Origin of the sequence: Mumia flava (assembly GCF_002797495.1) — a bacterium.
Lineage (GTDB): Bacteria > Actinomycetota > Actinomycetes > Propionibacteriales > Nocardioidaceae > Mumia > Mumia flava.
Genome location: NZ_PGEZ01000001.1, coordinates 1924672 through 1947437, shown reverse-complemented (window position 1 = coordinate 1947437; position 22766 = coordinate 1924672). Strand labels below are relative to the sequence as shown.

Sequence of the window (22766 nt, the reverse complement as noted above, 5' to 3'; positions counted from 1 at the left end):
GGCGTCGTGGTTGGTTCTCTCGGCTAGCGTAGTCTGCGCCCCTGGTGGCCGAGAAGGAGAGCACCCGTGAGCGACACCGAGGACCCCGACCGGCGGCGACGCACGCCCTGGTCGTTCGCGGTCCCGGTGGTCATGCTGGCCGCCGGCGGGTTGTTCGCGATGAGCGCGGTGAATGCCGACGGGACCGATCTCCGCGACGACGACGTCGACCTCCCCACCCTGGTCCAGGAGCGGCGCAGCAAGGTCGACTCCGAGCAGCAGGTGATCGACGACCTGCGCTCGCAGATCGACGACCTGACCCAGGAGGTCGACAACGAGCGGATCGACGACGTCCGCGCGGAGGCCGACGCGCTGCGGTCGGGGGCGGGCTTCACCGAGGTCACGGGCCCGGGTCTCCAGGTCGCTCTCGACGACGCCCCGCGCGAGGTCGAGGTCAGCGGACTCGACCCCAACCTCCTCGTCGTGCACCAGCAGGACATCCAGGCGTTCGTCAACGCCCTGTGGGCCGGCGGCGCGGAGGCGATCACCCTTCAGGGCCAGCGGCTGATCTCGACGACCGGCATCAAGTGCGTCGGCAACACCGTCATCCTCGACGGCGTGCCGTACTCCCCGCCGTACGTGATCGAGGCGGTCGGCAACCCCACGACGCTCTACACCGCGCTCGGACGGTCCCAGGCCGTCGACATCTACCGCGACTACGTCGAGGAGTACCAGCTCGGGCTCGACATCACGACCCGGTCGCAGGTGGTCGCGCCGGCGTACTCCACCTCGGTCGACCTGCAGTACGCCCAGCGGCTGGGCTGAGAAGCGACGCCCTACGGTCCGGTCTGGACGTCGTCGGGGATGCCGTCACCGTTCTCGTCGGTGAACCCGGGGTCCTCCGGCGTCGGCTCGTCGGTCTCCTCGGGGCCGGTCGAGACGGTGATGACGATCGTCTCGCCCGGGTCGACCTTCTCACCCGAGCCCGGGATCTGCTCGAGCACCGTCCCCGCCTCCTCGTCGGAGGCGGTCTCGATCACCCGGACGTCGAAGCCCGCATCGCTCAGCGTCTGCTCGGCATCCTCGCGCGACATCCCGACCACGTCGGGGACCTCGGCCTGACCCTTCGAGATCGTCAGGGTCACCGACGTGCCGGGGTCGACCTCGGCGCCGAACGACGGGGACGTGTTGATCACCTCGTTGCGGGGACGGTCGGAGTCGGTCTCGACGACCTCGGCGCTGAGCCCGAGACTCTCGAGCTCCTCACGGGCCGCCTTGAGCTTCTTGCCCACGAGGTACGGGACCGTCACCTTCTCGGGACCGGTGCTGACCACGATGTCGACCATGGTGTCCGCCCCGACCTCGACCTCGGTCTCGGCGGGCGGATCGGTCGAGATGACGTTGCCCTCCTCGACGTCAGCGCTCGGCTGCGGGATGACCTCGCCGATCGTGAACTCGTAGTCCGGCCCGGTGAGCTGACGCTCGGCGGCACGCTGGGTCTTGCCGCTGACATCGGGCATGGCGACCGTGTCGACCGGCGGCGGGTCGTCTCCGATGAGCTTGGGCACCCCCCAGGCCGCGAGGCCGATCAGGAGCACGGCTGCCAGCGCGGAGAGGACCCAGATCCAGGTCTTCTTCTTGCCCTCCTCCTCCTCGGCCGGAGGGAGGTTCGCGGGGGGCAGCGTGTCGGTCGGCGGCGCCGGCGGCACGGCAGCGTACGCCGCGGTGGGCGCCGCCATCGCGGCCGTGGGCTGACCGGCGAGCACGCGCTCGATGTCGGCACGCATGTCGGCGGCGCTCTGGTAGCGGTCCTCGGTGCGCTTCGCCAGCGCGCGCGCGACGACGCGGTCGACCTGCGGCGAGACCTCAGGGTTGAACGTCGACGGCGGCGGTGCCTCCTCGCGGACGTGCTGGTACGCGACGGAGACGGGGCTGTCGCCCTGGAACGGCGGTCGGCCGGTCAGCAGCTCGTAGAGCAGGCATCCGGTCGAGTAGATGTCGGAGCGTGCGTCGACGGTCTCGCCGCGCGCCTGCTCCGGGGAGAGGTACTGGGCGGTGCCGACGACCGCGGCCGTCTGGGTCATGGCCGACGAGGAGTCGGCGACGGCGCGGGCGATCCCGAAGTCCATCACCTTGACCTGGCCGCCCGGCGTCAGCATGACGTTCGCCGGCTTGATGTCGCGGTGGATGATGCCCGCCCGGTGGCTGTAGTCGAGGGCCGCCAGGATGTCGGCGGTGACCTCGAGGGAGCGCTCCGGGAGGATCTTGCGGCCGTCCCGCTCCATCTCGCGCAGCAGGTCGCGCAGGGTGCGCCCCTCGACGTACTCCATCACGATGAACGGCACCGTGTGGCCGTCAGGGCCGGTCGCCTCGCCGGTGTCGTAGACGGCGACGATCGACGGGTGGTTCAGGGCGGCGGCCGACTGCGCCTCGCGCCGGAACCGGGCGAGGAAGGTCGGGTCGCTGGCCAGGTCGGTGCGCAGCCGCTTGATCGCGACCGTCCGGCCGAGCCGCAGGTCGCGACCGATCCGCACGTCCGCCATGCCACCACGTCCGAGCAGCCCGCCGATCTCGTACCGGTCGCCCAGGCGGCCGTACTCGGTCGGGGGGCCCGCGAAGCCCTGTCCGGGTCCGGGAGGCGTTTCCGTCATCGTCTCCTGCTTCCTTCACACAACTGCTCAAAAATAGCGGGCCGCGCGAAGGGCCCGTGCACCGCGCTCACTGTCCCAGCACCGCTTCCATCACCGAACGGGCGATCGGACCGGCGAGCCGGCCGCCCGAGATGTCCCCGCGCCCGGTGCTCGAGGACTCCACCACCACCGCCACCGCGACCTTCGGGTCGTCGGCCGGTGCGAACGACACGAACCACGCGTAGGGCGGGCGCGACGCGGTGGACTGGGCGGTCCCGGTCTTGCCCCCGACGTCGATCCCGGGGATCGCGGCCGAGGTGCCCGTCCCGTTGTCGACCACGTCGACCATCATCTGGCTGACCCCGGCGGCGGTCCGCGACGACGTGGCGTCGCGGATCTTCTCCGGGTCGGCCGTCTCCAGCACCTTCAGGTCCGGAGAGCGCACGGTGGAGACGAGGTACGGCTTCATCAGGGCGCCGCCGTTGGCGATCGCGCCGGTCACCATCGCCATCTGCAGCGGCGTGGCCGCGACCTCGAACTGGCCGATGCCGCTCTGGGCGAGCTGGGGATCGTTCAGCTCGGTGTCGGACTCGGCCGTGAACTGGCTGGCGTTCGAGGCGAGCTGGTCGAAGTCGTTCTCACCGAACCCGAACGCCGCGGCCTGGTCGGCGAGCGCATCCTGACCCATCTCGAGCGCGAGGTTGCCGAAGGCGACGTTGCAGGAGACCTCGAGCGCCTGCGTCAGCGTGATCCGGTCGCCGCCGCAGTTGCTGCCGCCCTCGTTCACCAGCGCGTAGTCCATCCCGGGGAAGGTCAGCGCGGAGCCCGCCTTCACCTGGCTGTCGGGATTGAGGTCGAGGCTCTCCATCGCGGCGGCCGCGGTCACGAGCTTGAAGGTCGAGCCCGGAGGCAGGATCTGCTGCGTGCCGCGGTTGAGCATCGGCTCGTCAGGGTTCGAGGTGAGCTCGTCCCACGCCTTCTGGACGTCGTCGAGGTCGTGGCTGGCCAGGCGGTTCGGGTTGTAGGTCGGGCTGCCGGTCATCGCGAGGATCGCCCCGGTGGACGGGTCGAGGGCCACGACGGCGCCCTGCGCGTCGCCGGGGAGGGCGTCGAGCCCGTCGGCGGCGGCGCGCTGCGCCTTGCGGTTGATCGTGACCGAGACGGAGCCGCCGCGCGGCTGGTTGGACCCGATCAGGTCGACGACGCGGTTGACGAACAGCCTGCTGTCGCTGCCGGACAGGATGTCGTCCTGGGACTGCTCCAGGCCGCTGCGGCCGTAGGTGTAGGAGAAGTACCCGGTGATGTCGGCGAACAGCCGGCCGTTCGGGTACGTCCGTTGGAACTCCCAGCGGTCGTCGCTCGCGACCGACTCGGCGATCGGCTTGCCGGCGACCAGGATCGGCCCGCGGTCGCGGGAGAACTCCTCGTCGATCACCCGGCGGTTGCCGTTCTTGGCGTTCAGGGTGTCGGCGTTGAAGAACTGGATGTAGTTCGTCGAGATCAGCAGCGAGAGGAAGAGCCCCAGGCAGATGATCGACATCACGCGGACGGGGCGGTTCACAGCTTCACCACCTGCGTCGAGTCGTCGAACTGGACCGGCGCGGTCTCCGGCGGAGGCCGTCGGCTCTGGTCGCTGATCCGCAGCAGCAGCGCGACGATCATCCAGTTCGCGAGGATCGACGAGCCGCCGTACGACATGAACGGGGTGGTCAGACCGGTCAGCGGGATCACCCGCGTCACGCCGCCGACGACGACGAACACCTGGAGCGCGATCGAGACGGCGAGCCCGGTGGCGAGCAGCTTGCCGAATCCGTCGCGGCACAGCAGGGCGATCCGCAGTCCGCGCTCGACCAGCAGGCCGTACATCAGCAGGATCGCCATCGCGCCGGCCAGACCCAGCTCCTCGCCCATCGAGGCGAAGATGAAGTCGGAGTAGGAGAACGGTGTGAGGTACGGGCTTCCCTGACCCAGACCTCGCCCGAGGAGTCCGCCCCACGCCATCCCGAACAGGCCCTGCACGAGCTGGTCGCTGCCGGCGGTCACGGGGAACGGGTGCAGCCACGCGTCGATCCGGCTCTGGACGTGCGAGATCGTCGTGGCGGCGAAGGCGGCGCCACCCACGAACAGCAGCGTGCCGACCACCAGCCAGCCCGGTCGTTCGGTCGCCACGTAGAGCATCACGACGAAGAGGCCGAAGAACAGCAGCGACGAGCCGAGGTCACGCTGGAAGACCAGGATCCCGAGGCTCGCGAGCCAGCCGACGAGGATCGGCCCGAGGTCACGCCCGCGCGGCAGGTCGACCCCCAGGATCCGCCGACCCGCCAGCGCGAGTGCGTCGCGCTTCACGACCAGGTAGCCGGCGAAGAAGATCGCCAGGCAGATCTTGGCGAACTCGCCGGGCTGGAGGCTCAGCGGGCCGACACCGACCCAGATCCGCGCACCGTTGATCGTCTTGCCGATCACGGGCAGCAGCGGGAGGACCAGCAGCACGAGGGCGGCGAGGCCGAAGGTGTAGGTGTAGCGCTGGAGCTTGCGGTGGTCTCGTACGACCAGGAGGACCGCGACGAAGGCCGCGAGACCGACGCCTGTCCAGATCATCTGCTTGCCGGCGAACTCCTGCGATCCGCCGCCGACACGTCCCACCCCGGCGAGGTCGAGCCTGTACAGCATCGCGATCCCGAGGCCGTTCAGGGCGACGACGAGCGGGACGAGCACCGGGTCGGCGTACGGGGCGACGAACCGGACGACGACGTGCGTCGCGACGGCGATCAGCGTGACCAGCGCCGCGAGGCCGCCCACGAACGGCGGGATCTCCCCGCGCGTCCCGAGCCCGACAGCGCAGAACGCGAAGATCACGATCACCAGGGCGAGCGCGATCAGGGCCGCCTCGGCGTTGCGCCGCTTGCGGTGGACGACGGCGGGCGTGGACGGGGCAGGTGTGCTCACTCGGCCCCCTCGCACTCGGTGCCGGGGAGGTTGGCCTGGGCCGGGTCGGCGCAACGGGCGGCGATCTCGCGCAGGCTCTGCACGGTGGCGCGGGCGTCGGCCTGGGAGCTGGACTGGATGCCCTCGTCGACCTGGTTGACGCGGAACGTCGGGAGCGAGTCCAGCGTGACGTCGGTGACCTCGTCGACGCTGTTGAGCTCGATCACGGGGATGTCGGCCTGGACGCCGCGGTAGATCACCACCACGCCGTCCTGGCTCCCGACGTAGTACTGGCTCTGGGTCCAGTCGTAGGCGAGCTTGAGCCCGGCCGCGATGATCCCGACCACGACCGCGATCACGATCAGGCGGCGCAGCCAGGCGTACCGACGCGGGGCCTGGGGTGCGTAGCGCAGCTGCTCGGGATCGACCGGCTCGTCGCGCCGTCCCCCGGTGGTGCCGCGACCCTCCTCGTCGTCGGGCACCGGCTGCATCCCGGTCGCGGTCGTCGTGGTCGACCCGGGGCCGCGCGGCTGCTCCGAGGCTGCACCGACGAGCATCTCCTGGCCGTCGTCCGACGCCACCTCGTGACCGGTGGGGGCGTCGAGGTCGACGATCTCCGCGAGCACCACCGTGACGTTGTCGGCGCCGCCGCCGTCGAGCGCCCGTTGGACCAGCTCCACAGCCGCGGCGTCGACGTTGCCGGCGTGCCCGAGCACGTCGGCGATCCCGGCGTCGTCGACCATGTCGGAGAGACCGTCGCTGCACAGCAGGAACCGGTCGCCGACCCGCGGCTCGACCAGCTGGAGGTCGGGCTCGGCGTCGTCGCGGCCGAGCAGCACCCGCAGGATCAGGGAGCGGTTCGGGTGGGAGCGCGCACCCTCCGGGGTGAGCCGGCCCTCGTCCACGAGGCTCTGCACGAGCGTGTGGTCCTTCGTGATCTGGTGCAGCGTCCCGTCGCGCAGGACGTACGCGCGCGAGTCACCGATGTGGGCGAGCCCGAACTTCTCGCCGTCCCACAGCAGCGCCGTCATCGTCGTGCCCATGCCCTCGACGCTCGGCTCGTCCTCGATCACCTCGGCGAGGCGGTCGTTCGCGCGGTGGACGGCGCCGGCGAGCGCCTCGAGGACGTCGCCGTTCGCTGGGACCTCGAGCCGCCGTACGACGTTCATCGCTTCCGCGGAGGCGAGGTCGCCGGCGGCGGCGCCGCCCATCCCGTCGGCGATCACGAGCAGGTGGCTGCTGGCGAATCCCGAGTCCTGGTTCGAGGAGCGCCGGCGGCCTACGTCCGACAGGGCGACGTACTCGTACCCGAGACGAGGATTCTGAGGGGCCACGACGCCCTACTTCCGAAGCTCGACGACGGTCTTGCCCAACCGTACGGGAGTCGACAGGTCCACCGGAACGGGCTGCGCCTTGGTCACACGCGTGCTGCCGACGTAGGTCCCGTTGGTCGAGCCCATGTCGTCGACGAACCACTGCTGGCCGTTGGTCGAGAACCGTGCGTGCCGGGTGGAGACGTAGTCGTCGTCCAGCCGGATCGCGGCATCGGTCCCGCGGCCGAGGAGCACGTCGGCGCCCGTCAGGGGGACCATCTGGCCGGCGTTGGGGCCCTCGGTCACCACGAGCTTCGAGGGCATCCCGCGCTTGGGCTTGCGGGCCTTGGGCTGCTTGGGCTGCTTCGGCTGCTTGGGCGCCTTGCCCGCACCCTCGACCTTGGCGCCGAAGACGTCGGAGCGGATCACCGACACCGCGGACAGCACGAACAGCCACAGGACGGCGAGGAACCCGAGCTTGATCAGGGTCAGCGTCAGCTCGGTCATCGATGATCACCGGGCCTGGGGTCACCGGCGAGCGGACCGGGGCGGAGCCCGGCCTGCGGCGCAGGTGGAGGCCCGCCGGCCGGGGGTCCTGCGGGCGGCCTCGGGACGGACGGCGGCGGGCCGCTCGGGACAGGGCCGCCACCGGGGCTCGGGGCGCCGCCCGGAGGGCTCGGAGGCCCGCCGGCCGGACCGGGGCCGCCGCCGGTCGAGGCTGTCGAGACCCGACCCCCCGCGTGCGGGTTGCGGACCACCACGAGGGTGTTGCCGATCTGGATCTGCGACCCGTCGGAGAGCACGGCGTGGGTCGTACGGCGGCCGTCGACGACCAGGCCGTTCGTCGAGCCGAGGTCCTCGATCGTCACCCGGACGCCTGCACCTTCGGGGATCACCCGCAGCTGAGCGTGCTTGCGCGAGACGCCCGGATCGTTGATCCGCATCTGCGCGTCGGTCCCGCGCCCGATCACGACGCCGGGCGGCTCGACCGGGTGCCGGATGCCGTTGACCTCGAGGACGACCGGGGCCTTCGCGACCGCGGTGTCGGTCATCCGCGTGCCGGCGGCGGGGACCACGGCCGCAGAGGCACGGGAGTGGATCCGGAATCGTCCGGTCGACAGGTCCATCTGCGGGACGAAGTCCAGCCGCAGCGGACCGGCCAGCGTGTAGCGCTGCTCGTTCACGTGCTCGTGGACCAGCTCGGAGAGCTCGCCGGACAGCGTCCCGCCGTACGGTGCGAGCCGGTCGAAGTCCGCCTGCGAGAGCTCGACGGTGAAGTCGTTCGGGACGAGCACACGGTCGCGCGAGAGGATCTGGGCTCCGGAGTCGATCTCACGCTGCAGCGCGGCCGCGATCTCGACCGGTTGCACAGCGCTCTGGAAGACCCGGGCGAACGCCCCGGAGACCGCGTTCTCGAGTCGCTGCTCGAAGCGCTGCAGCACGCCCATCGTCCCTTCCTCCCCGTACCCTGCGGTGCCGTGTCGTCGTCGTCGCCGCGGACCGCATCAACGGTCGCACGGCGTACGTGACCCCGATCGTATCGGTCGACGCCGCCGACCCGTCGGATCCGCCCACAGCCCCGGAGCGCCCCGTCGCGTCGGGCCCGCCGAAACCCCCGGTGGTCGAGGCGCGAGCGTAGCGAGCGAACCCCCGGTGGTCGAGGCGCGAGCGTAGCGAGCGAACCCCCGGCGGTCGAGGCGCGAGCGAAGCGAGCGAACCCCCGGCGGTCGAGGCGCGAGCGAAGCGAGCGATCGAGACCCCGACCCCACCCGCCGGCCGGTCGGCGTGGACTGCCCTGTTAGTCTGGTCCCTGCATCCGCCCCGCCGTGGTCGGACGCACGCGCGAGTGGCGGAATGGCAGACGCGCTGGCTTCAGGTGCCAGTGTCCGCAAGGACGTGGGGGTTCAAATCCCCCCTCGCGCACAAGCAGCCCCAGGTCTTCGGACCTGGGGCTTCGTCGTTCAGGGGCGCAGGCGGCGGCTCGAGGTCCTCGGCGTCAGTCCTCCCCGGACACGCGACCGCGCCGGGCCTTCGTCTCGCCGCGCCGCCGCTTCGCGTCGAGCCGCCGTCGCTGCGAACCGCGGGTCGGCTTGGTGGGGACACGTCGCCGCGGCGGAGGCGCGAGCGCGGCGCGCAGGCGTGCCCCGAGCCGCTCGCGGGCCGCGGAACGGTTGCGCAGCTGCGAGCGGTGCTCGGACGCGACCACGGTGATCGTGGACCGGCCGAGAGAACGGACGACGCGTCGCCGCTGGGCCGCCGTCAGCACCTCCGACGCGTTCACGTCGTAGGTGAGCTCGACGCGGCTGTCGGCCGTGTTCACGGACTGACCGCCCGGGCCGGGTGAGCGGGAGAAACGCTCCGAGAGCTCGGACTCCGGGATCGTGAGGCCGTCGGGGACACCAGGCCCCGGGGTCACGGCGACGCCGTCAGGCATCAGGACCCCTTCCCCCGGGTGAGCTCCCGGCCGGCGTGCTTCGAGGAGCCGTCGTCAGGATCGCACGACCCGGCCGGTCACGCGGTCCGGCCTGATCTCGATCCATACGTTGCGGATCCCCGGGGCCCACGGGTGGAGCCGCGTGGGGGTCCACAGTCGCGCGAGGGTCTCCGGGTCGTCGACCTTGCGGGCGCACCCCTGGACCTGGACCGACCACCCCGACCAGTCCTCGTCGACGATCCGGTCGACCTCGAAGGCAACGACGCTCCCGTCGACGTGCCGCGCGATCGTCCCGTACGCGCTGGTGCGGAAGTACACGGCGCCGTCCTGCACGGTGTGGTTCACCGGGAGGATCGCCACGGCGGAGTCGACGACCATCCCGAGTCGACCGACGGGTCTGCTCGCCATCAGTTCCCAGCACCGGTCGACGTCCACGTCCGTCATGGATCCGCGCGCACCCATCTGGCTCAGCTCGAACACCACGATCACCCCACCTTCGACTGTCCTCCCAGGGTGGGCGCCGTGCCGCGGCCGGTGACACGGCCGAGAGGTCCGCAGCGCCGGGACCTTGGTCCCGTACGGACGGCGGAGTCACGGAGTGCGGTCGGCCAGCCCGAACTCGTCGAGCCAGCGGGTCGCGCCGAGCTCGCGGAAGGTCCCCGCCGCCGACAGCAGCAGGGCGTCGGCCTCGTCGGCCCGCCCCCGCGACCCGAGCCACCGTCCCAGCGTCGCCTCGGCCCGCGCACGGCTCGGCGGAGCGCCGAAGTCGCTCAGCTCGGAGACGGCGGCACGGAGGTCGGCCTCGACGAGCGCCGGGTCGCTCGACGGGTCGGCTGCGGCGACGGTGCCGCTGAGCCGGAGTCGTTCGGCGTGGTGCCGCTCACGCAGCACCTGGACGTCGTCGAGCTCGGCCAGCAGCGAGCGCGCGACGTCCAGGTCGCCGGTCGCCACCGCGCGCTCGATCGCCAGCGTCCACACCAGGACCGCCTCCTCGCTGATCCCGGTGACGGTGCCGGCGAGCTCGAACGAGCGACGCAGCAGCCCGATGGCCTGCCGGTCGTCGCCGCGGGCGGCCGCGAGCGTCCCGAGATGCATGAGCAGGATCTGGCCGTGCTGGCCCCCGCTCGTGGGGTCCAGCTCCTCCCAGGTCGGCGGGGCCACCGCCTCGGACCCGCGCGCGGTCGCTACCAGGTTCTGGAGCGCGACGACCGCCCCGTAGTCGTACAGCCGCTCCTCGCTGTCCAGGCCGTCGGCAGCCGGCCTGCGGCTCGCGGTCTCGGTCAGCTCGTCCCACGCGCCGGTCACGTACTGGACGAGCATGAGGTTGGTCTGCCCGTACGCCGCGATCCCGGCCATCCCCGAGGCGAGCGCCAGGTCGAGTGCCTCGGTGGCATAGCCGAACGCCCGCTTCGGGTCGACGGAGATCAGCGCGTCCGACCGGTTCACGAGGGCCTGCACGAGCTCGCGACGCAGTCCGTGCTCGCGCGCGAACCGCAGACCCGCCTCCAGGAGTGCGTCCTGGAGCGCACGCGTACCGGCCTGCTGGGCGTTCAGCGCCATGGAGTTCAGGGCGAGGTACGTCGCACGGGCGTCGTCGGCCGCCTCCGCGCGCAACAACGCGACCTGGTCCCAGCGGGCGGACTCCTCGGCGCGGCCCTGTTCGAGCGTGACCGCGGCCCACGCACCGGCGACGAACGACGCGATCACGTCGTTCACGCCGTCGAGGGCGTCAGCGGTGGCGTACGGGGTGAGGATCCGTTCGGCGTCCTCGAGCCGGCCGAGGATGCGGGTGGCGTTCGCGGCCCACATCCGGGCCTGCGCCTCGTCGTCGGCGCCTGCGTGCCCGCTCTCGAAGACCGCCGTGGCGTGCTGGACGACGATCTCGGGGTTGCCCAGCTCGAACGCGATCTCGGCGGCGACCAGGTGCAGGCGCACCGCCTCCTCGGGGTCGTCGAGCTCGTCGATCACCCGCCCGTACAGCACGAGCGCCTCACCGAGCGCGCCGAGCGCCCGGACACGTTCCGCGGACGCGATCTGCCACCGGCGGACCCGGCGTACGAGGCCGTCCCGTCCCGGGTCGTGCGGACCGGTGAGCCGCAGCGCCTCGACCAGGTGCTCGGCGACGATCGTGGTCAGGTCGCCCGAGGTCTCGGCCAAGGGCTCGAGCGCGTCCGCGGCAGCGAGGTGGCGGATGCGACGGTCGCGACGCGCCAGCATCTGGTACGCGACCTGGCGGACCGGGGTCTGGACGAAGGCGTACTGACCGTCGTCCGCCGACAGCCGCTCGCGCACGACGGTGAGCAGGTCGCGCGCCACCAGCTCGTCGAGGATCGAGGCGACCTCCTGCTCGTCGCGGCCGGACGCTGCGGCGAGCACCTGGGCGGAGAAGGTCTGACCGATCACGGCGGCGTCCTGGAGCAGGGTCCGGCGCTCCTCGCCGAGCAGGTCGAGCCGGCTGGTGATCAGGACCTGGAGGCCGGCCGTCGTCGCCGGATCGAGGATCTGCTCGGGGTCGGCGTCCTCGCGCAGGCGGAGCCGACCGACCTCACCGAGCGTCAGGCCGCGGTCGATCAACGAGCGGACGATCTCGATCGCGTACAGCGGGACGCCCGCCGACCGTTCGACGAGGACGTCGCGCGCGGCGGGGGCGAGCCCGTCCACGAGCCCGGCGAACAGCTCGGCCATCTCGGGCTCGGACAGCCCTTCCAGGTGCACCGTCGTGGTCCGTCGACCGGTCGCCACCTCCGGGTGCTCCTCGAGGATCTCCGGACGCGCGAGCCCGATCACGAACAGCGCCACGGCGGACGCGCGGACGAGGTGGTCGACGAGCTCGAGGAACGCCCCGTCGGCGGCGTGCAGGTCGTCGACCAGCCAGACGACCGGCGCACCGTCGGCGCCGAGGCGCTCGAACCACGTCTGCCACGCGGCAAAGAGGTCGTCACGCTCGTACGACCCGCTGCTCAGCCCCAGCAGCGTCTCGAGCCGCGGCGTGATCCACGCGGCCTCCTCCGGGTCGGGCACCCACTGGGCGACCGCGCTGTGCAGCTTGGTCACGAGGGTCGGGACGTCGTCGGTGTCCTCGGCGCCGATCCGACCCCGTACCGCACCGACCAGGGCGGAGTACGCGACCCCGTCGCCGAACGCGAGGCAGCGGCCGCGGTGCCACCGCACCCGGTACGCGAGCTCGTCGGCGTACTCCTCGAACTCGCTGCCCAGTCGGGTCTTGCCCGTGCCCGGGTCGCCGACCAGCAGGAGCATCCGACCCGACGACGACGCCCGCGCGGCCTGGAACTCGCTCTTCAGCAGCCCCAGCTCGCGGGCGTACCCGACCAGCGGGACCGCGACGCCCGCCGCGCTGTCGGGGGCGATCCCGTTGACCTCCCACAGCTCCAGCGGGAGCGCCTTCCCCTTGAGTGTGTGGCTCCCGGCCGCGCGGTACGCGATCGCGTGCGTGGTCATCTCGCGCGTCTGCTCGTCGACCCAGACCTGGTTGGGGGTCGCGAGCGACTGGACCCGCGCGGCAGTGTTGACGGTGTCGCCGGCGACCATGCCCTCCTCGGTCGATCCCAGCGTCACGGCGACCTCGCCGGTGACCACCCCGACCCGCATGGCCAGGTCGGGGGCGCCGTGCTCGCTGCCGAACTCCCGCACCGCCGCGATCAGCTCCCGGCCCGCCCGGACCGCGCGCTCGGCGTCGTCGTCGGTGGCGGTCGGCACGCCCCAGACCGCCATCACCGCATCGCCGATGAACTTCTCGATCGTGCCGCCGTAACGCGCGATCACGGTGCGGCAGCGGTCGAAGTAGGTCGACAGCAGCTCCCGTACGGCGTCGGGGTCGCGCTGCTCGGACAGCGTCGTGAAGCCCACGAGGTCGCCGAACAGCACGCTCGTCACGCGCCGCTCGGCGACGCGGACCGGGCCGGTCCCGATCGTCGCCGGCACCATCGACCCCTCCGTCGCCGCCGCCGTGCTGGTGCCGCACTGGGGACAGAAGCGCGCGCCCGCGGGGACGGGTGAGGCGCAGGCGCGGCAGGGCCGTTCCACGGGCGCCCCGCATCGCGTGCAGAAGCGGGTGCCCGCGGGCAGGGTCTGACCGCAGGTCGTGCAGTCGAGGGTCCCACCGCGGAGACGCTCCATGCTCGGGAGGTTAACGCCGATCGGACCCGGAACGCCCGCGATGTTCACGGGGCGGGGCCTGCGGAGGACCTCACCCCGTCGTCGCCGCGACCTCCGCGTCGCTGCGCAGGATGCAGAACTCGTTGCCCTCCGGGTCGGCCAGCACGACCCAGCCCGTGCCGTCGGGGTTGCGCAGGTCGGCCAGCTGGGTCGCACCGAGGCCGAGCACCCGCTCGACCTCCTCGTCGCGCGAGCGGTCGGTCGGGCGCAGGTCGAGGTGCAGGCGGTTCTTCACCGTCTTTCCCTCGGGCACGACCTGGAACAGCAGCACCCCCGCGCCTGGGGGCGTGTCGTCGCGGGGCAGGATCTCCACGTCCGGCTCGTCCGGGTCGAGGTCCGGCTCGACGGTGTAGCCGAGCACCTCGGCCCACCACGCCGCCTGGGCCCGGGTGTCGTGCGCGTCGAAGGTCGTGTGCGAGATCCGGGACGTCATGGGGTCAGACCGTACTCGGCCGACCACCGGGTCGCCCGCAGCGAGGCGAACGCCTGCGTGGCCGAGTCGAGCAGCGGACCGGCCTCGTCGGCACGGCCCTGCTCCGCCAGCCAGCGCCCCAGCACCGCCTCCGCCCGGGCCCGGGTCGGGACCGAGCCGAACGACGCGAGACCGGCGATCGCCTCGCGCAGGTCGTGCTCGACCTGATCGGGCGGGACCTCCCCGGTCGCCGCGTTCACCGTCCCACGCAGCCGGAGCCGTTCGTAGCGCAGGCGCGGCCGGGCGGTCCGTGCACGCTCGTCGTCGATCCTCGCGAGCACCTCGCGTGCGACACTCGGCCGGCCGAGCGCGACCGCTCGCTCGATCGCCAGCGCCCACGTCAGGTAGGCCTCCTCCCCCAGCCCGAACAGCTCGTCGGCCACCTCCGTCGAGCGGCTGAGCAGCGCGATCGCCGCGTCGTCGTCGCCGCGATGGCACGCGAGCACCCCCAGGTGCATGAGCAGGTACTGCTCGTGCTGGCCGCCGGTCTCGACGTCCGGGCGCTCCCAGGCCTCGGGCGCCACCGGGTCGTCCCCGCGGGCGAGCGCGACCAGGTTGTGGAGGGCGACGATGCTGGCGAAGTCGAAGATCTTGTCGACCGATTCGAACCCGTCGGCTGCCGGCCGCCCCCGCCCGGTCTCGATCAGCTGGTCCCACTCGCCCGCCGCGAGCTGGACCAGCATCAGGTTCGCCTGCGCGTACGAGGTCACGCTGGGCATGCCGGAGGCGAGGCCGAGCTCGAGCGCCTCCGTCGCGCAGTCACGTGCTCGCTTGGGATCGGCCGAGAGCAGCGAGTCGGAGCGGTTCACCAGCGCCTGGACCAGCTCGCGACGCAGACTGTGCTCGCGCGCGAACCGCAGGCACGCCTCCATCAGTGCGTCCTCCAGCGTCGGCGTCTCGATCTGGAAGGCGCGCATCGCCATCGTGTTGAGCGCCAGGTAGGTGGCCTGCGCGTCCTGGGCCGCCTCTGCCCGCTGGAGTGCGACGTCGGCCCACAGGGCGGCCTCGGTGTGCCTGCCCAGGTCGCTCAGGGTGATGCTGCGCGACCCGGCGATGCGGGATGCGACGACGGTGTCGAGCCCGGCCAGGGCAGCCTCGTCGGGGTACGGGGCGAGGAACGCCTCCGAGTCCTGGGTCCGGCCGAGGCTCCGAGCAGAGTGGGAGGACCACATGCGTGCCCGGCCGACGGCGTCGGGCGTGGCGCCGTCGGCCTCGATCACCGCCCGCCCGTGGCTGATCACCCGGTCGTGGCGTCCGAGGTCGTAGGCGATCTCGGCGGCCTCCAGGCGGAGCTGCACGAGGCGGTCCGGTGCGGACACCGACGCGATGATCCGCTCGTAGGCGGCCAGCGCCTCGTCGAGCGCGCCGAGCGCACGGACACGCTCGGCCGACGTGATCTGCCATGCGTCCGAGCGCGCTCGCAGCTCGTCGTACGACGGGTCGTCGGGGTCGGTGAGCTGCAGCGCCTCGGTGAGCTGCAGCGCCTCGGTGAGGTGCTGCGCGACGACGGTGGCGAGCTCGCCCGCGGAGTCGGCCTGCGGCTCCAGCGCGTCGGCGGCCGCGAGGTGGCGTCGGCGCCGGTCGCGGCGCGACAGCATCTGGTAGGCGACCTGGCGGACCGGCGACTGGACGAAGGCGTACTGCCCGTCCTCCGACGAGAGCCGGTCGCGGATCACCGTCAGCAGGTCGCGTGCCACCAGGGTGTCGAGCATCGCGGTGACCTCGCCGACGTCGCGCCCGGAGACCGCACCGAGGACCCGCGCGGAGAACGTCTGGCCCAGCACCGCCGCGTCCTGCAGCAGCGCGCGGCGCTCGTCGCCGAGCATGTCGAGGCGGCTGGAGATCAGGACCTGGAGCCCGGCCGTGGTCGCGGGGTCGAGGATGTCGTCCGGGGCGGCGTCGCCGAGCAGCACGAGTCGGCCGTCACGCTCCTCGGTCAGTCCGCGGTCGAGCAGCGACCGTACGGTCTCGATCGCGTACAGCGGGATCCCGGCCGCCCGCGCGACGAGCCGATGACGGGTCTCGTCGTCGAGCCCACCGACCAGGGCGTCGAACAGCTGGGACATCTCGGCGTCGCTGAGCCCGTCGAGGTGCACGGTCGTGGTCCGGCGCCCGGTGGCCGACGCAGGTCGGTTCTCCACGAGCTCGGGTCGGGCGAGCCCGACGACGAACAGTGCGACCGACGAGGACCGTACGAGGTGGTCGAGCAGGTCGAGGAACGAGTCGTCGGCGGCGTGGAGGTCGTCGACCACCCACACCACCGGGGCTCCGTCGGCGCCGATCCGCTCGAACCACATCAGCCAGGCGGCGAACAGCTCGTCGCGCTCGAAGGACGCGCCCGATGTCCCGAGCAGCACCTCCAGGCGCGGTGTGAGCCACGCGGCCTCGTCCGGATCAGGCACCCACCGGCGCAGCGAGGTCCTCAGCTTCTCGCGCAGCAGCTCGGGGTCGTCTCCGTCCTCGGCGCCGATCCGGCCACGGACCGCGCCGACGAGGGCCGAGTACGCGACGCCGTCGCCGTAGGCGAGACAGCGGCCGCGGTGCCAGCGGATCGACTCGGGCAGCCCGTCGATGAACGCCTCGAACTCGTGGCCGAGGCGGGTCTTGCCGACTCCGGGCTCACCGACGAGCAGCAGCATGCGGCCCGCCGAGCTCGACTGGGCCGCCGCGAACTCGTTCTTGAGCAGTGCGAGCTCGCGGTGGTACCCGACCAGGTCCACAGCGACCCCGGCGGTGCTCTCCGAGCTGAGCGCACGGGCCTGCGCGAGCGACAGAGGCTGCGCCTTCCCCTTCACGGCGTGCTGACCGACGTCGCGGTAGGTGATCGCCTCCGACGTCAGGGCGTGCGTCTGCTCGTCGACCCAGACCGCGTTCGGCGGTGCGATCGCCTGGACCCGCGAGGCGGTGTTGACGGCGTCCCCGGCGACCATGCCCTGTCCCTGCGCCCCGAGGGTGACTGCGACCTCCCCGGTGACGACGCCGACCCGCATCGCCAGGTCGGGCGCCCCGTGCTCGCTGCCGAAGGAGCGGACGGCAGCGATCAGGTCGAGCCCGGCCCTGACCGCACGCTCGGCGTCGGAGTCGGTGGTCGTCGGCACTCCCCACACGGCCATCACAGCGTCACCGATGAACTTCTCGATCGTGCCGCCGTAGCGCGCGACCACCTCGCGGCACTGGTCGAAGTACGTCGACAACAGGTCGCGGACCTGCTCCGGGTCGCGGCCTTCCGACAGCGCGGTGAACCCGACGAGGTCGCCGAACAGCACGCTGGTGACGCGGCGCTCTGCGACGCGCCCCTGGTTCCCCCGGGTCGGGGGCGGGTCGCTGTCGGCCGAGACGGCGGTGCCGCACTGGGAGCAGAACTTCGCGCCGCCCACCAGGTCGGCACCGCAGGCTGCGCACCGCACCGTCACGGGCGCGCCGCACTCGGTGCAGAAGCGGGAACCGGCCTGGAGGACCCGACCGCAGGCGGCGCAGTCGAGACCGGGGCCGGCGACACGGTCCATGCCCGGAGACTATCCCCGCGCGGCGGGTTCAGCCGCACAAACGTGGAGATCTCTTCGGCTCCGTCAGCGTGTCCGCCGCACCCGCTCGTCGGCGAGCCGGACCAGTGAGTCGGACGGCTCCCCGGTGCCCAGGGCGCGCAGGAAGTCGACGCCGGGGACGCGGAGCAGGACCGCGGGTTCGTCGACGACCACCGTCGCGGTGCGTGGCCGCGTGTGCAGGAGGCCGATCTCGCCGACGTACCCGGGGGCGACGACCTTCGGGAAGCGCTGGTCGCGCGAGTGCGCGGCCAGGGTCCCGGACTCCAGCAGCCACAGATCGCCCGCCGGCTCCCCCTCACGGACCAGGACCGTGCCGGAGGAGGCCTCCACGCGCTCGGCGCGCCCCGCGAGCGTCTCCAGGGCCGGCGTCGCGACACCGCGGAACAGGTCGAGACGCTCCAGCAGCTCGACGCGCTGCTCGGTCTGCCCGTCACGGACCCGCGCGCCGCGGAGAAGCGGCAGGCACACCACCGCGAGGAGACTGAACGCGACCGCGATCGCGACGAGCGTCGTCTCGATCCCGGCGGCGTCCAGCACGAGCCCGGCGGCGACCCCCGAGGCGGCGATGCCGGCGAGGGTGAACGCGTCGAAGGTCGCGAGCGCCCGTCCCAGCACCCCGTCGGGGACGGAGCGCTGCACCAGGGTCAGGGCGATGACGTCGACGACCGTCATCGCCGCCCCCGAGAACGCCATCAGCAGCGCGAGCACGAGCAGGTCGTCGGTCATCGCGGCGAACGCGAACGGGATCGCCTCCGCGACGATCGCCGTGGCGACGACGATCTCGAGGCGGGGAAGGCCCGAGAGCCGGCTCGCGAGCGGCGCCCCCGCGATGCTCCCCAGCGCGGCCGCGGTGAGCAGCCAGCCGTACCCGCCCTCGCCGATCCCGATGTCGTGCGCGAGCGGCACCAGCACCACCACCGTCGCACCGTAGATCCCCGAGCACAGGGCCGTCGCGATCGCCGCCCCGGCGGCGACGCGGCTGCCGAGGAGCGCTCCGACGCCCTCGGCGACCTGGCGCAACGCGCCCTCGCCGGCCCCGGCCGCGCCGCGCGACCTCAGCGACAGGCTCCCGATCAGCAGCGCCGCCACGGCGTACGTGCACGCGTTCAGCAGGACGCCCGCCACCGGGTCGGCGACCAGGAGCAGGAGACCGCCCAGCGCGGGACCGACCGCCACGACGGCGTTCTCCAGCACGTTCATCATCGCGTTCGCTGCCGGCAGGTCGCGGTCCCCGACGATCTCGGGAACCATCGCCCCCGACGCCGGGCGGTTCGGCGACTCGAGCACGGCGTTCGTGATCGAGAGCGCGACGAGCATCCACAGCGGGAGCCCGAGCGCGACCACCCCGGCCATCGCGAGCATCGCGACGGACGACAGCGACGCGCAGGTGACCATCAGCCGCCGGCGGTCGAACCGGTCCGCGAGCACCCCGGCGTACGGGGCGATCAGGAAGCCCGTGATCCATCGGCTCGTGGCGAGCCAGGCGACGGCCGTCGCGGAGCCGTTCTGCGTGAAGACGTAGGCGGTCAGGACGATCGTGTAGGACCAGGCGCCGGTCTCCCACACCGCGATCGCGGTGAAGAGTCGGCGGAAGTCGCGGCTGGCCAGCGCGCTGCGGTACGGCCGGCGTCCGGCGGCGGTGAGGGTGGCGGTGTCCATGAGGCCGACGCTAGGGAGGGTTCGACGCCGGGTCTGTCAGCGTGGTGACACTCGGTCAGAAGGGTGGAACACGGCGCACGCGGCCGAGGACCGTGCTTGACTTCGGCCGTGGACTGGGCGGTGCTGGCGTCGCTGGCCGACGACGAGCGGCAGCGGGTGCTCGCGAGCGCTCGCCACCGCCGCTACGCCCGCGGCGAGGCGGTGGTCCGGGAGGGCGACCGGGCGGACAGCCTGCACCTCGTGGCGCGGGGCCGTTTCGCTGTCCGCGCGTCGAACTCCGAGGGCGACTCGGCGATCCTCAACGTGCTGGGCCCGGGCAGCTACTTCGGCGAGCTCGCGCTCATGCCCGGGGCCGCACAGGAGCGCACGGCGACGGTGCTGGCGCTGGAGCCCGCGGAGACGCTGGCCCTGTCGGCGTCGACGTTCGGAGGTCTGCGTCAGCGGCACCCGGGGATCGAGCGGCTGCTCACCGTTCTGCTCGCCCGCCGGGTCGAGGAGCTGAGCGTACGGCTGGTCGAGGCGATGTACGAAGGACTCGACCGGCGGGTCCACCGTCGCCTGGACGAGCTGTGCCGCCTGTACGCGGCCGGACCCGGTCCGGTGACCGTGCCGCTGACCCAGAGCGACCTCGCTCAGCTGGTCGGCGGGGCGCGTCCGTCGGTGAACCAGGTGCTGCGCCGACTGGAGGAACGCGGCGTCGTCGCCCTGCGGCGCGGCGCGATCGACGTGACCGACCCGGCGGCCCTGCGCCGGCTGGCGCACCGCTGACCCTCCGGCGCCCGAGGTGCTGTGTCAGCGATCGGACGCTGGATGTGTCAGGACGCTGACACCGCCGCCCGCACCGGTCGGCGCAGTCTGGGGTCGTCGCCGGTCACCAGGGCCGGCCGGGTCGGAGGAGCGATCACGATGGTCACCACGCACGAGGCAGCAGGGGCGACGAAGGTGCGGGCCCGGGGGCCGCGGAAGGTGCGGCTCCGCGGGGCCGACGGCGGGTACGAGGATCTGCGGAGGATCTGACCCGCGACCGGTGCGGCGCGCTCGACCACGGCCCCGGGGGCAGTCCCGGGGTCTCGTCGCGTCCGCCTGCGAGTCCCGGAGGGGTCGGTCAGGCTGGGAGGCGGACGACACGACCGAGGGGAAGGGGAGCCGTGAGCCACCCGCCGGACTGGTTGGTCGCCGTCGCCTGGGCGAGCCTCGCCGTCGCATTCGCCTGCGCGCTGCTGATCGCCGCGGACGTCTTCGTGCGCGGCTACCGCCTGCCGATGGGCGTGATGGAGGCGGTCTGGCCGATCACGGCGCTGTACGCCGGTCCGTTCGCGGTCTGGGCGTACTGGCGCCTCGGTCGCACCACGAGCCCACGGTGGCTGCGTGAGCACGACCGCGACGGACCGCCGGACAAGCCGCGCTGGGCCTCGATCGGGCTCGGCGTCACGCACTGCGGTGCCGGCTGCACGCTCGGTGACGTCCTCGCCGCGTTCCTCGTCTTCTGGCTCGGCCTGAACGTCGCCGGGCTCGCGCTCCCGTACGAGTGGGCCTTCTCGTACGCGTTCGCGCTGGCGCTGGGGATCGCGTTCCAGTACTTCGCGATCGCGCCGATGCGCGGTCTCGGCGTGCGCGACGGCCTGCGGGTGGCGGCGAAGGCGGACTTCTGGTCGCTGACCGCGTGGGAGGTCGGGATGTTCGGCTGGATGGCGGTGGTGGTGTTCGTGCTCTTCCCCGACCCGCACCTCGCGCCCGACCAGGTGACCTACTGGCTGATGATGCAGGTCGCGATGCTGGTGGGCTTCGCGACCGCGTGGCCGGCGAACGTCGTCCTGATCGGGCGGGGCATCAAGGAAGCGATGTAGCCGCTCGCCTCAGCGGTCGTCTCCGCGCCGGTCGTCGCGGCGCAGGTCCGGCATCTCGCCGAGGGCGTCGACCTGCTCGGTCAGCGCCTCGAGCACCGAGCGCAGCTGGATCTGGGCGACCTTCGCGAACGTCCGGACGTACTCGATCTCGGGGACCGGGTGGTCGTAGACCGCGCCGCCCTCGGTGCGCTCGACCGGTGCGGCGCCGTCGGTCGTGGCCGGCAGTCGCGTCGCGGCCGCCTCGGCCTTCGACGCGGCCTCCTCGGCTGCGGCGTGCGCCTCCTTCACGATGTCGCGCTGCTGGGTCCGTGCGGACATCATCAGGTCCCGGGCGTGCTGGACGGCCTCGTCGATCAGGCTGTCGGCGACCTTCTGCGCCTCGGCGAACATGATCACGGCCTGGGCGCTGATCTCGGTGCCGGCCTCGGCCTTCTCCTCGAGCTCGGCGCGTTTCGCGTCGAGCTCGCGTCGCAGGGACGCGTTGTCGTCCTCCAGGTGCTGGACGGACTCGGCGAGCTGCGCAAGGTAGTCGAGCACCTCGTCCTCGTCGAACCCGCGCCGACGGATGGTGAAGGTCGCGCGACGGATCTCGGCCGCGATCTTGCTGACGTCAGTGGAGGTCATGCCGGATCACCCGTCCTCACCAGGTCGGTTCCCGGCCGGTAGCCGGTCCCGCCGAAGTCCTCGAAGCGAATGTCGTCCTTGTCGATGCCGGCGGCTGCCAGCTGGGCGACGGTCGCCTCGACCATCGCCGGTGAACCGCACACGAGCGCGCGCCGACCGGACCAGCGTTGACGCTTCGCGGCGACCCGGCCGACCTCGCCCCGCGCTCCGGGATAGGTCGCGTCGTCGGAGACGGCCGTCTCGTAGTCCAGCCAGGGGCGATCCGCCAGCTCCTTCATCGCAGCGTCGTCGTAGAGGTTCCACGGCATCCGTGCCCCGTGGAACAGGTGGACCTTGGGCCCGCGGCCGGTTGCGCGCCAGTGCCGGTCGATCTGCTCGACGACGGCCTTGAGGGGCGCGAGGCCGGTCCCGCCGGCCACCAGCAGGAGGTCGCGGTCCATGTCGTCCACGGTCAGCGCCTCGCCGATGGGGGCGCTGAGCCGGACCGAGTCGCCGGGCCGGAGCTCCTTCACGAGCGCACTGCTGACCTGGCCGCCGTCGACGATCTGGACGTGCAGGTCGATCGTTCCGTCCTCGCGCGGGGCGTTGGCCGGGCTGAAGTAGCGCCAGAGCCGGGGGCGCTGCGGCGCCTCGAGCGCGAACGACTGACCGGGCTGGAACGGGAACGGCTGGTCGGGGCGCAGGCGGATGACGGCGACGTCGAGGGTGCGGCGGTCCATCTCGACGACCTCGGCGTCCCACCACGACGGCGCCTGCTTGGCGGCCTCCTCCGCACCGGTGACCATGGCCTTGGCGATGACGCCGTACGCAGCCGCCCAGTCCGCGGCCAGCTCGTCGGTCCACTGCTCGTCGAGGAAGTGGCGCAGCGTCGCGAGCAGCGAGGCTCCGACGGCGTTGTACTGGTCGGGCTCGACCCGGAACCGGCGGTGGTCGCTGCCGAGCTGCGCGATGAACGACTCGACCATGTCGATGCGGTCGACGTGGCTGACGATCGTGCCGAGGGCGGTGACGAGCTTGTCGCGCTGCGCCGACATCGAGACCGGGAACATCGACCGGACGTCGGGGTGGGACAGGAACAGGTGCGAGTAGAAGAACAGGGGCACGTCGTCGCCGTGCTTGGCGACGACGGCCCAGCTGTCCTTGAGCGCGGCCGGGTCCACGA

At 72.5% G+C, this 22766-nt stretch carries 17 protein-coding genes, 1 tRNA gene and 1 pseudogene; 4 read left to right on the top strand and 15 right to left on the bottom strand.

The window, feature by feature from the left end; genetic code table 11:
* The first annotated feature begins 66 nt into the window (after positions 1-66).
* Positions 67-804 carry a DUF881 domain-containing protein gene (locus CLV56_RS09150; protein WP_039363178.1) on the top strand — a complete coding sequence of 246 codons (738 nt, stop codon included), beginning with the start codon at positions 67-69 and terminating at the stop codon, positions 802-804.
* Positions 805-815: 11 nt separating this feature from the next.
* On the opposite strand, the gene pknB is transcribed toward CLV56_RS09150, so the two are convergent.
* From pknB to CLV56_RS09120, 6 genes are all read right to left on the bottom strand, one after another.
* The gene (pknB, locus tag CLV56_RS09145; RefSeq protein WP_100414724.1) at positions 816-2630 is read right to left on the bottom strand and encodes a Stk1 family PASTA domain-containing Ser/Thr kinase; all 1815 of its coding nucleotides are present in this window, start codon (positions 2628-2630) and stop codon (positions 816-818) included.
* Positions 2631-2697: 67 nt separating this feature from the next.
* Positions 2698-4170, bottom strand: coding sequence for a peptidoglycan D,D-transpeptidase FtsI family protein (locus CLV56_RS09140; protein ID WP_039363176.1), 1473 nt, complete (start codon positions 4168-4170; stop codon positions 2698-2700).
* On the bottom strand, positions 4167-5555 hold the full coding sequence (locus CLV56_RS09135; RefSeq protein ID WP_039363168.1) for an FtsW/RodA/SpoVE family cell cycle protein: 1389 nt from the start codon (positions 5553-5555) through the stop codon (positions 4167-4169). The genes CLV56_RS09140 and CLV56_RS09135 overlap by 4 nt, the downstream gene beginning before the upstream one ends.
* Positions 5552-6868, bottom strand: coding sequence for a PP2C family protein-serine/threonine phosphatase (locus tag CLV56_RS09130; protein WP_100414723.1), 1317 nt, complete (start codon positions 6866-6868; stop codon positions 5552-5554). Before CLV56_RS09130 ends, CLV56_RS09135 begins: the two co-directional genes overlap by 4 nt.
* 6 nt (positions 6869-6874) lie before the next feature.
* Positions 6875-7354: an FHA domain-containing protein FhaB/FipA gene (locus CLV56_RS09125; RefSeq protein WP_039363156.1), complete on the bottom strand. Its 480-nt coding sequence runs from the start codon at positions 7352-7354 to the stop codon at positions 6875-6877.
* The gene (locus tag CLV56_RS09120; protein WP_157805119.1) at positions 7351-8295 is read right to left on the bottom strand and encodes an FHA domain-containing protein; all 945 of its coding nucleotides are present in this window, start codon (positions 8293-8295) and stop codon (positions 7351-7353) included. Before CLV56_RS09120 ends, CLV56_RS09125 begins: the two co-directional genes overlap by 4 nt.
* 392 nt (positions 8296-8687) lie before the next feature.
* Between CLV56_RS09120 and CLV56_RS09115 the strand changes: the two genes are divergently transcribed.
* Positions 8688-8770: transfer RNA gene (locus CLV56_RS09115), tRNA-Leu, on the top strand.
* Positions 8771-8843: 73 nt separating this feature from the next.
* On the opposite strand, the gene arfB is transcribed toward CLV56_RS09115, so the two are convergent.
* From arfB to CLV56_RS09085, 7 genes and pseudogenes are all read right to left on the bottom strand, one after another.
* Positions 8844-9281 (bottom strand): alternative ribosome rescue aminoacyl-tRNA hydrolase ArfB, encoded by a 438-nt coding sequence (arfB, locus tag CLV56_RS09110; protein WP_039363154.1) that lies wholly within the window; start codon positions 9279-9281, stop codon positions 8844-8846.
* Positions 9282-9335: 54 nt separating this feature from the next.
* Positions 9336-9764 (bottom strand): pyridoxamine 5'-phosphate oxidase family protein, encoded by a 429-nt coding sequence (locus tag CLV56_RS09105; RefSeq protein WP_157805118.1) that lies wholly within the window; start codon positions 9762-9764, stop codon positions 9336-9338.
* 108 nt (positions 9765-9872) lie between these two features.
* The gene (locus CLV56_RS09100) at positions 9873-13223 is read right to left on the bottom strand and encodes an adenylate/guanylate cyclase domain-containing protein (protein ID WP_245857722.1); all 3351 of its coding nucleotides are present in this window, start codon (positions 13221-13223) and stop codon (positions 9873-9875) included.
* Positions 13224-13268: 45 nt separating this feature from the next.
* A pseudogene (locus CLV56_RS21435) lies at positions 13269-13418 on the bottom strand (zinc-ribbon domain-containing protein); the annotation flags it as partial.
* Between the two features lie 70 nt (positions 13419-13488).
* Entirely contained in the window at positions 13489-13890 is a 402-nt protein-coding gene (locus CLV56_RS09095; RefSeq protein ID WP_039343710.1) for a VOC family protein, read from the bottom strand.
* The gene (locus CLV56_RS09090; protein ID WP_039343708.1) at positions 13887-17435 is read right to left on the bottom strand and encodes an adenylate/guanylate cyclase domain-containing protein; all 3549 of its coding nucleotides are present in this window, start codon (positions 17433-17435) and stop codon (positions 13887-13889) included. The genes CLV56_RS09095 and CLV56_RS09090 overlap by 4 nt, the downstream gene beginning before the upstream one ends.
* A gap of 63 nt (positions 17436-17498) precedes the next feature.
* Positions 17499-19133, bottom strand: coding sequence for an MFS transporter (locus tag CLV56_RS09085; RefSeq protein ID WP_039343704.1), 1635 nt, complete (start codon positions 19131-19133; stop codon positions 17499-17501).
* Positions 19134-19229: 96 nt separating this feature from the next.
* Here CLV56_RS09085 and CLV56_RS09080 point away from each other — a divergent pair, with 96 nt between their 5' ends.
* Positions 19230-19901, top strand: coding sequence for a Crp/Fnr family transcriptional regulator (locus CLV56_RS09080; protein WP_170224778.1), 672 nt, complete (start codon positions 19230-19232; stop codon positions 19899-19901).
* Between the two features lie 380 nt (positions 19902-20281).
* Entirely contained in the window at positions 20282-20980 is a 699-nt protein-coding gene (locus CLV56_RS09070; protein WP_039343697.1) for a DUF4396 domain-containing protein, read from the top strand.
* 9 nt (positions 20981-20989) lie between these two features.
* On the opposite strand, the gene CLV56_RS09065 is transcribed toward CLV56_RS09070, so the two are convergent.
* The gene (locus tag CLV56_RS09065) at positions 20990-21604 is read right to left on the bottom strand and encodes a DivIVA domain-containing protein (protein WP_039343695.1); all 615 of its coding nucleotides are present in this window, start codon (positions 21602-21604) and stop codon (positions 20990-20992) included.
* Complete coding sequence (locus CLV56_RS09060; RefSeq protein ID WP_039343692.1) at positions 21601-22764, bottom strand: globin domain-containing protein; 1164 nt, start codon at positions 22762-22764, stop codon at positions 21601-21603. Before CLV56_RS09060 ends, CLV56_RS09065 begins: the two co-directional genes overlap by 4 nt.
* Positions 22765-22766: the final 2 nt, after the last annotated feature.

Bases quoted from the DNA above. Each gene is read 5' to 3' on its own strand.
- pknB (WP_100414724.1), bottom strand. From the start codon at position 2,630: ATGACGGAAACGCCTCCCGGACCCGGACAGGGCTTCGCGGGCCCCCCG.
- CLV56_RS09125 (WP_039363156.1), bottom strand. From the start codon at position 7,354: ATGACCGAGCTGACGCTGACCCTGATCAAGCTCGGGTTCCTCGCCGTC.
- CLV56_RS09120 (WP_157805119.1), bottom strand. From the start codon at position 8,295: ATGGGCGTGCTGCAGCGCTTCGAGCAGCGACTCGAGAACGCGGTCTCC.
- arfB (WP_039363154.1), bottom strand. From the start codon at position 9,281: ATGCCTGACGGCGTCGCCGTGACCCCGGGGCCTGGTGTCCCCGACGGC.
- CLV56_RS09095 (WP_039343710.1), bottom strand. From the start codon at position 13,890: ATGACGTCCCGGATCTCGCACACGACCTTCGACGCGCACGACACCCGG.
- CLV56_RS09090 (WP_039343708.1), bottom strand. From the start codon at position 17,435: ATGGACCGTGTCGCCGGCCCCGGTCTCGACTGCGCCGCCTGCGGTCGG.
- CLV56_RS09085 (WP_039343704.1), bottom strand. From the start codon at position 19,133: ATGGACACCGCCACCCTCACCGCCGCCGGACGCCGGCCGTACCGCAGC.
- CLV56_RS09065 (WP_039343695.1), bottom strand. From the start codon at position 21,604: ATGACCTCCACTGACGTCAGCAAGATCGCGGCCGAGATCCGTCGCGCG.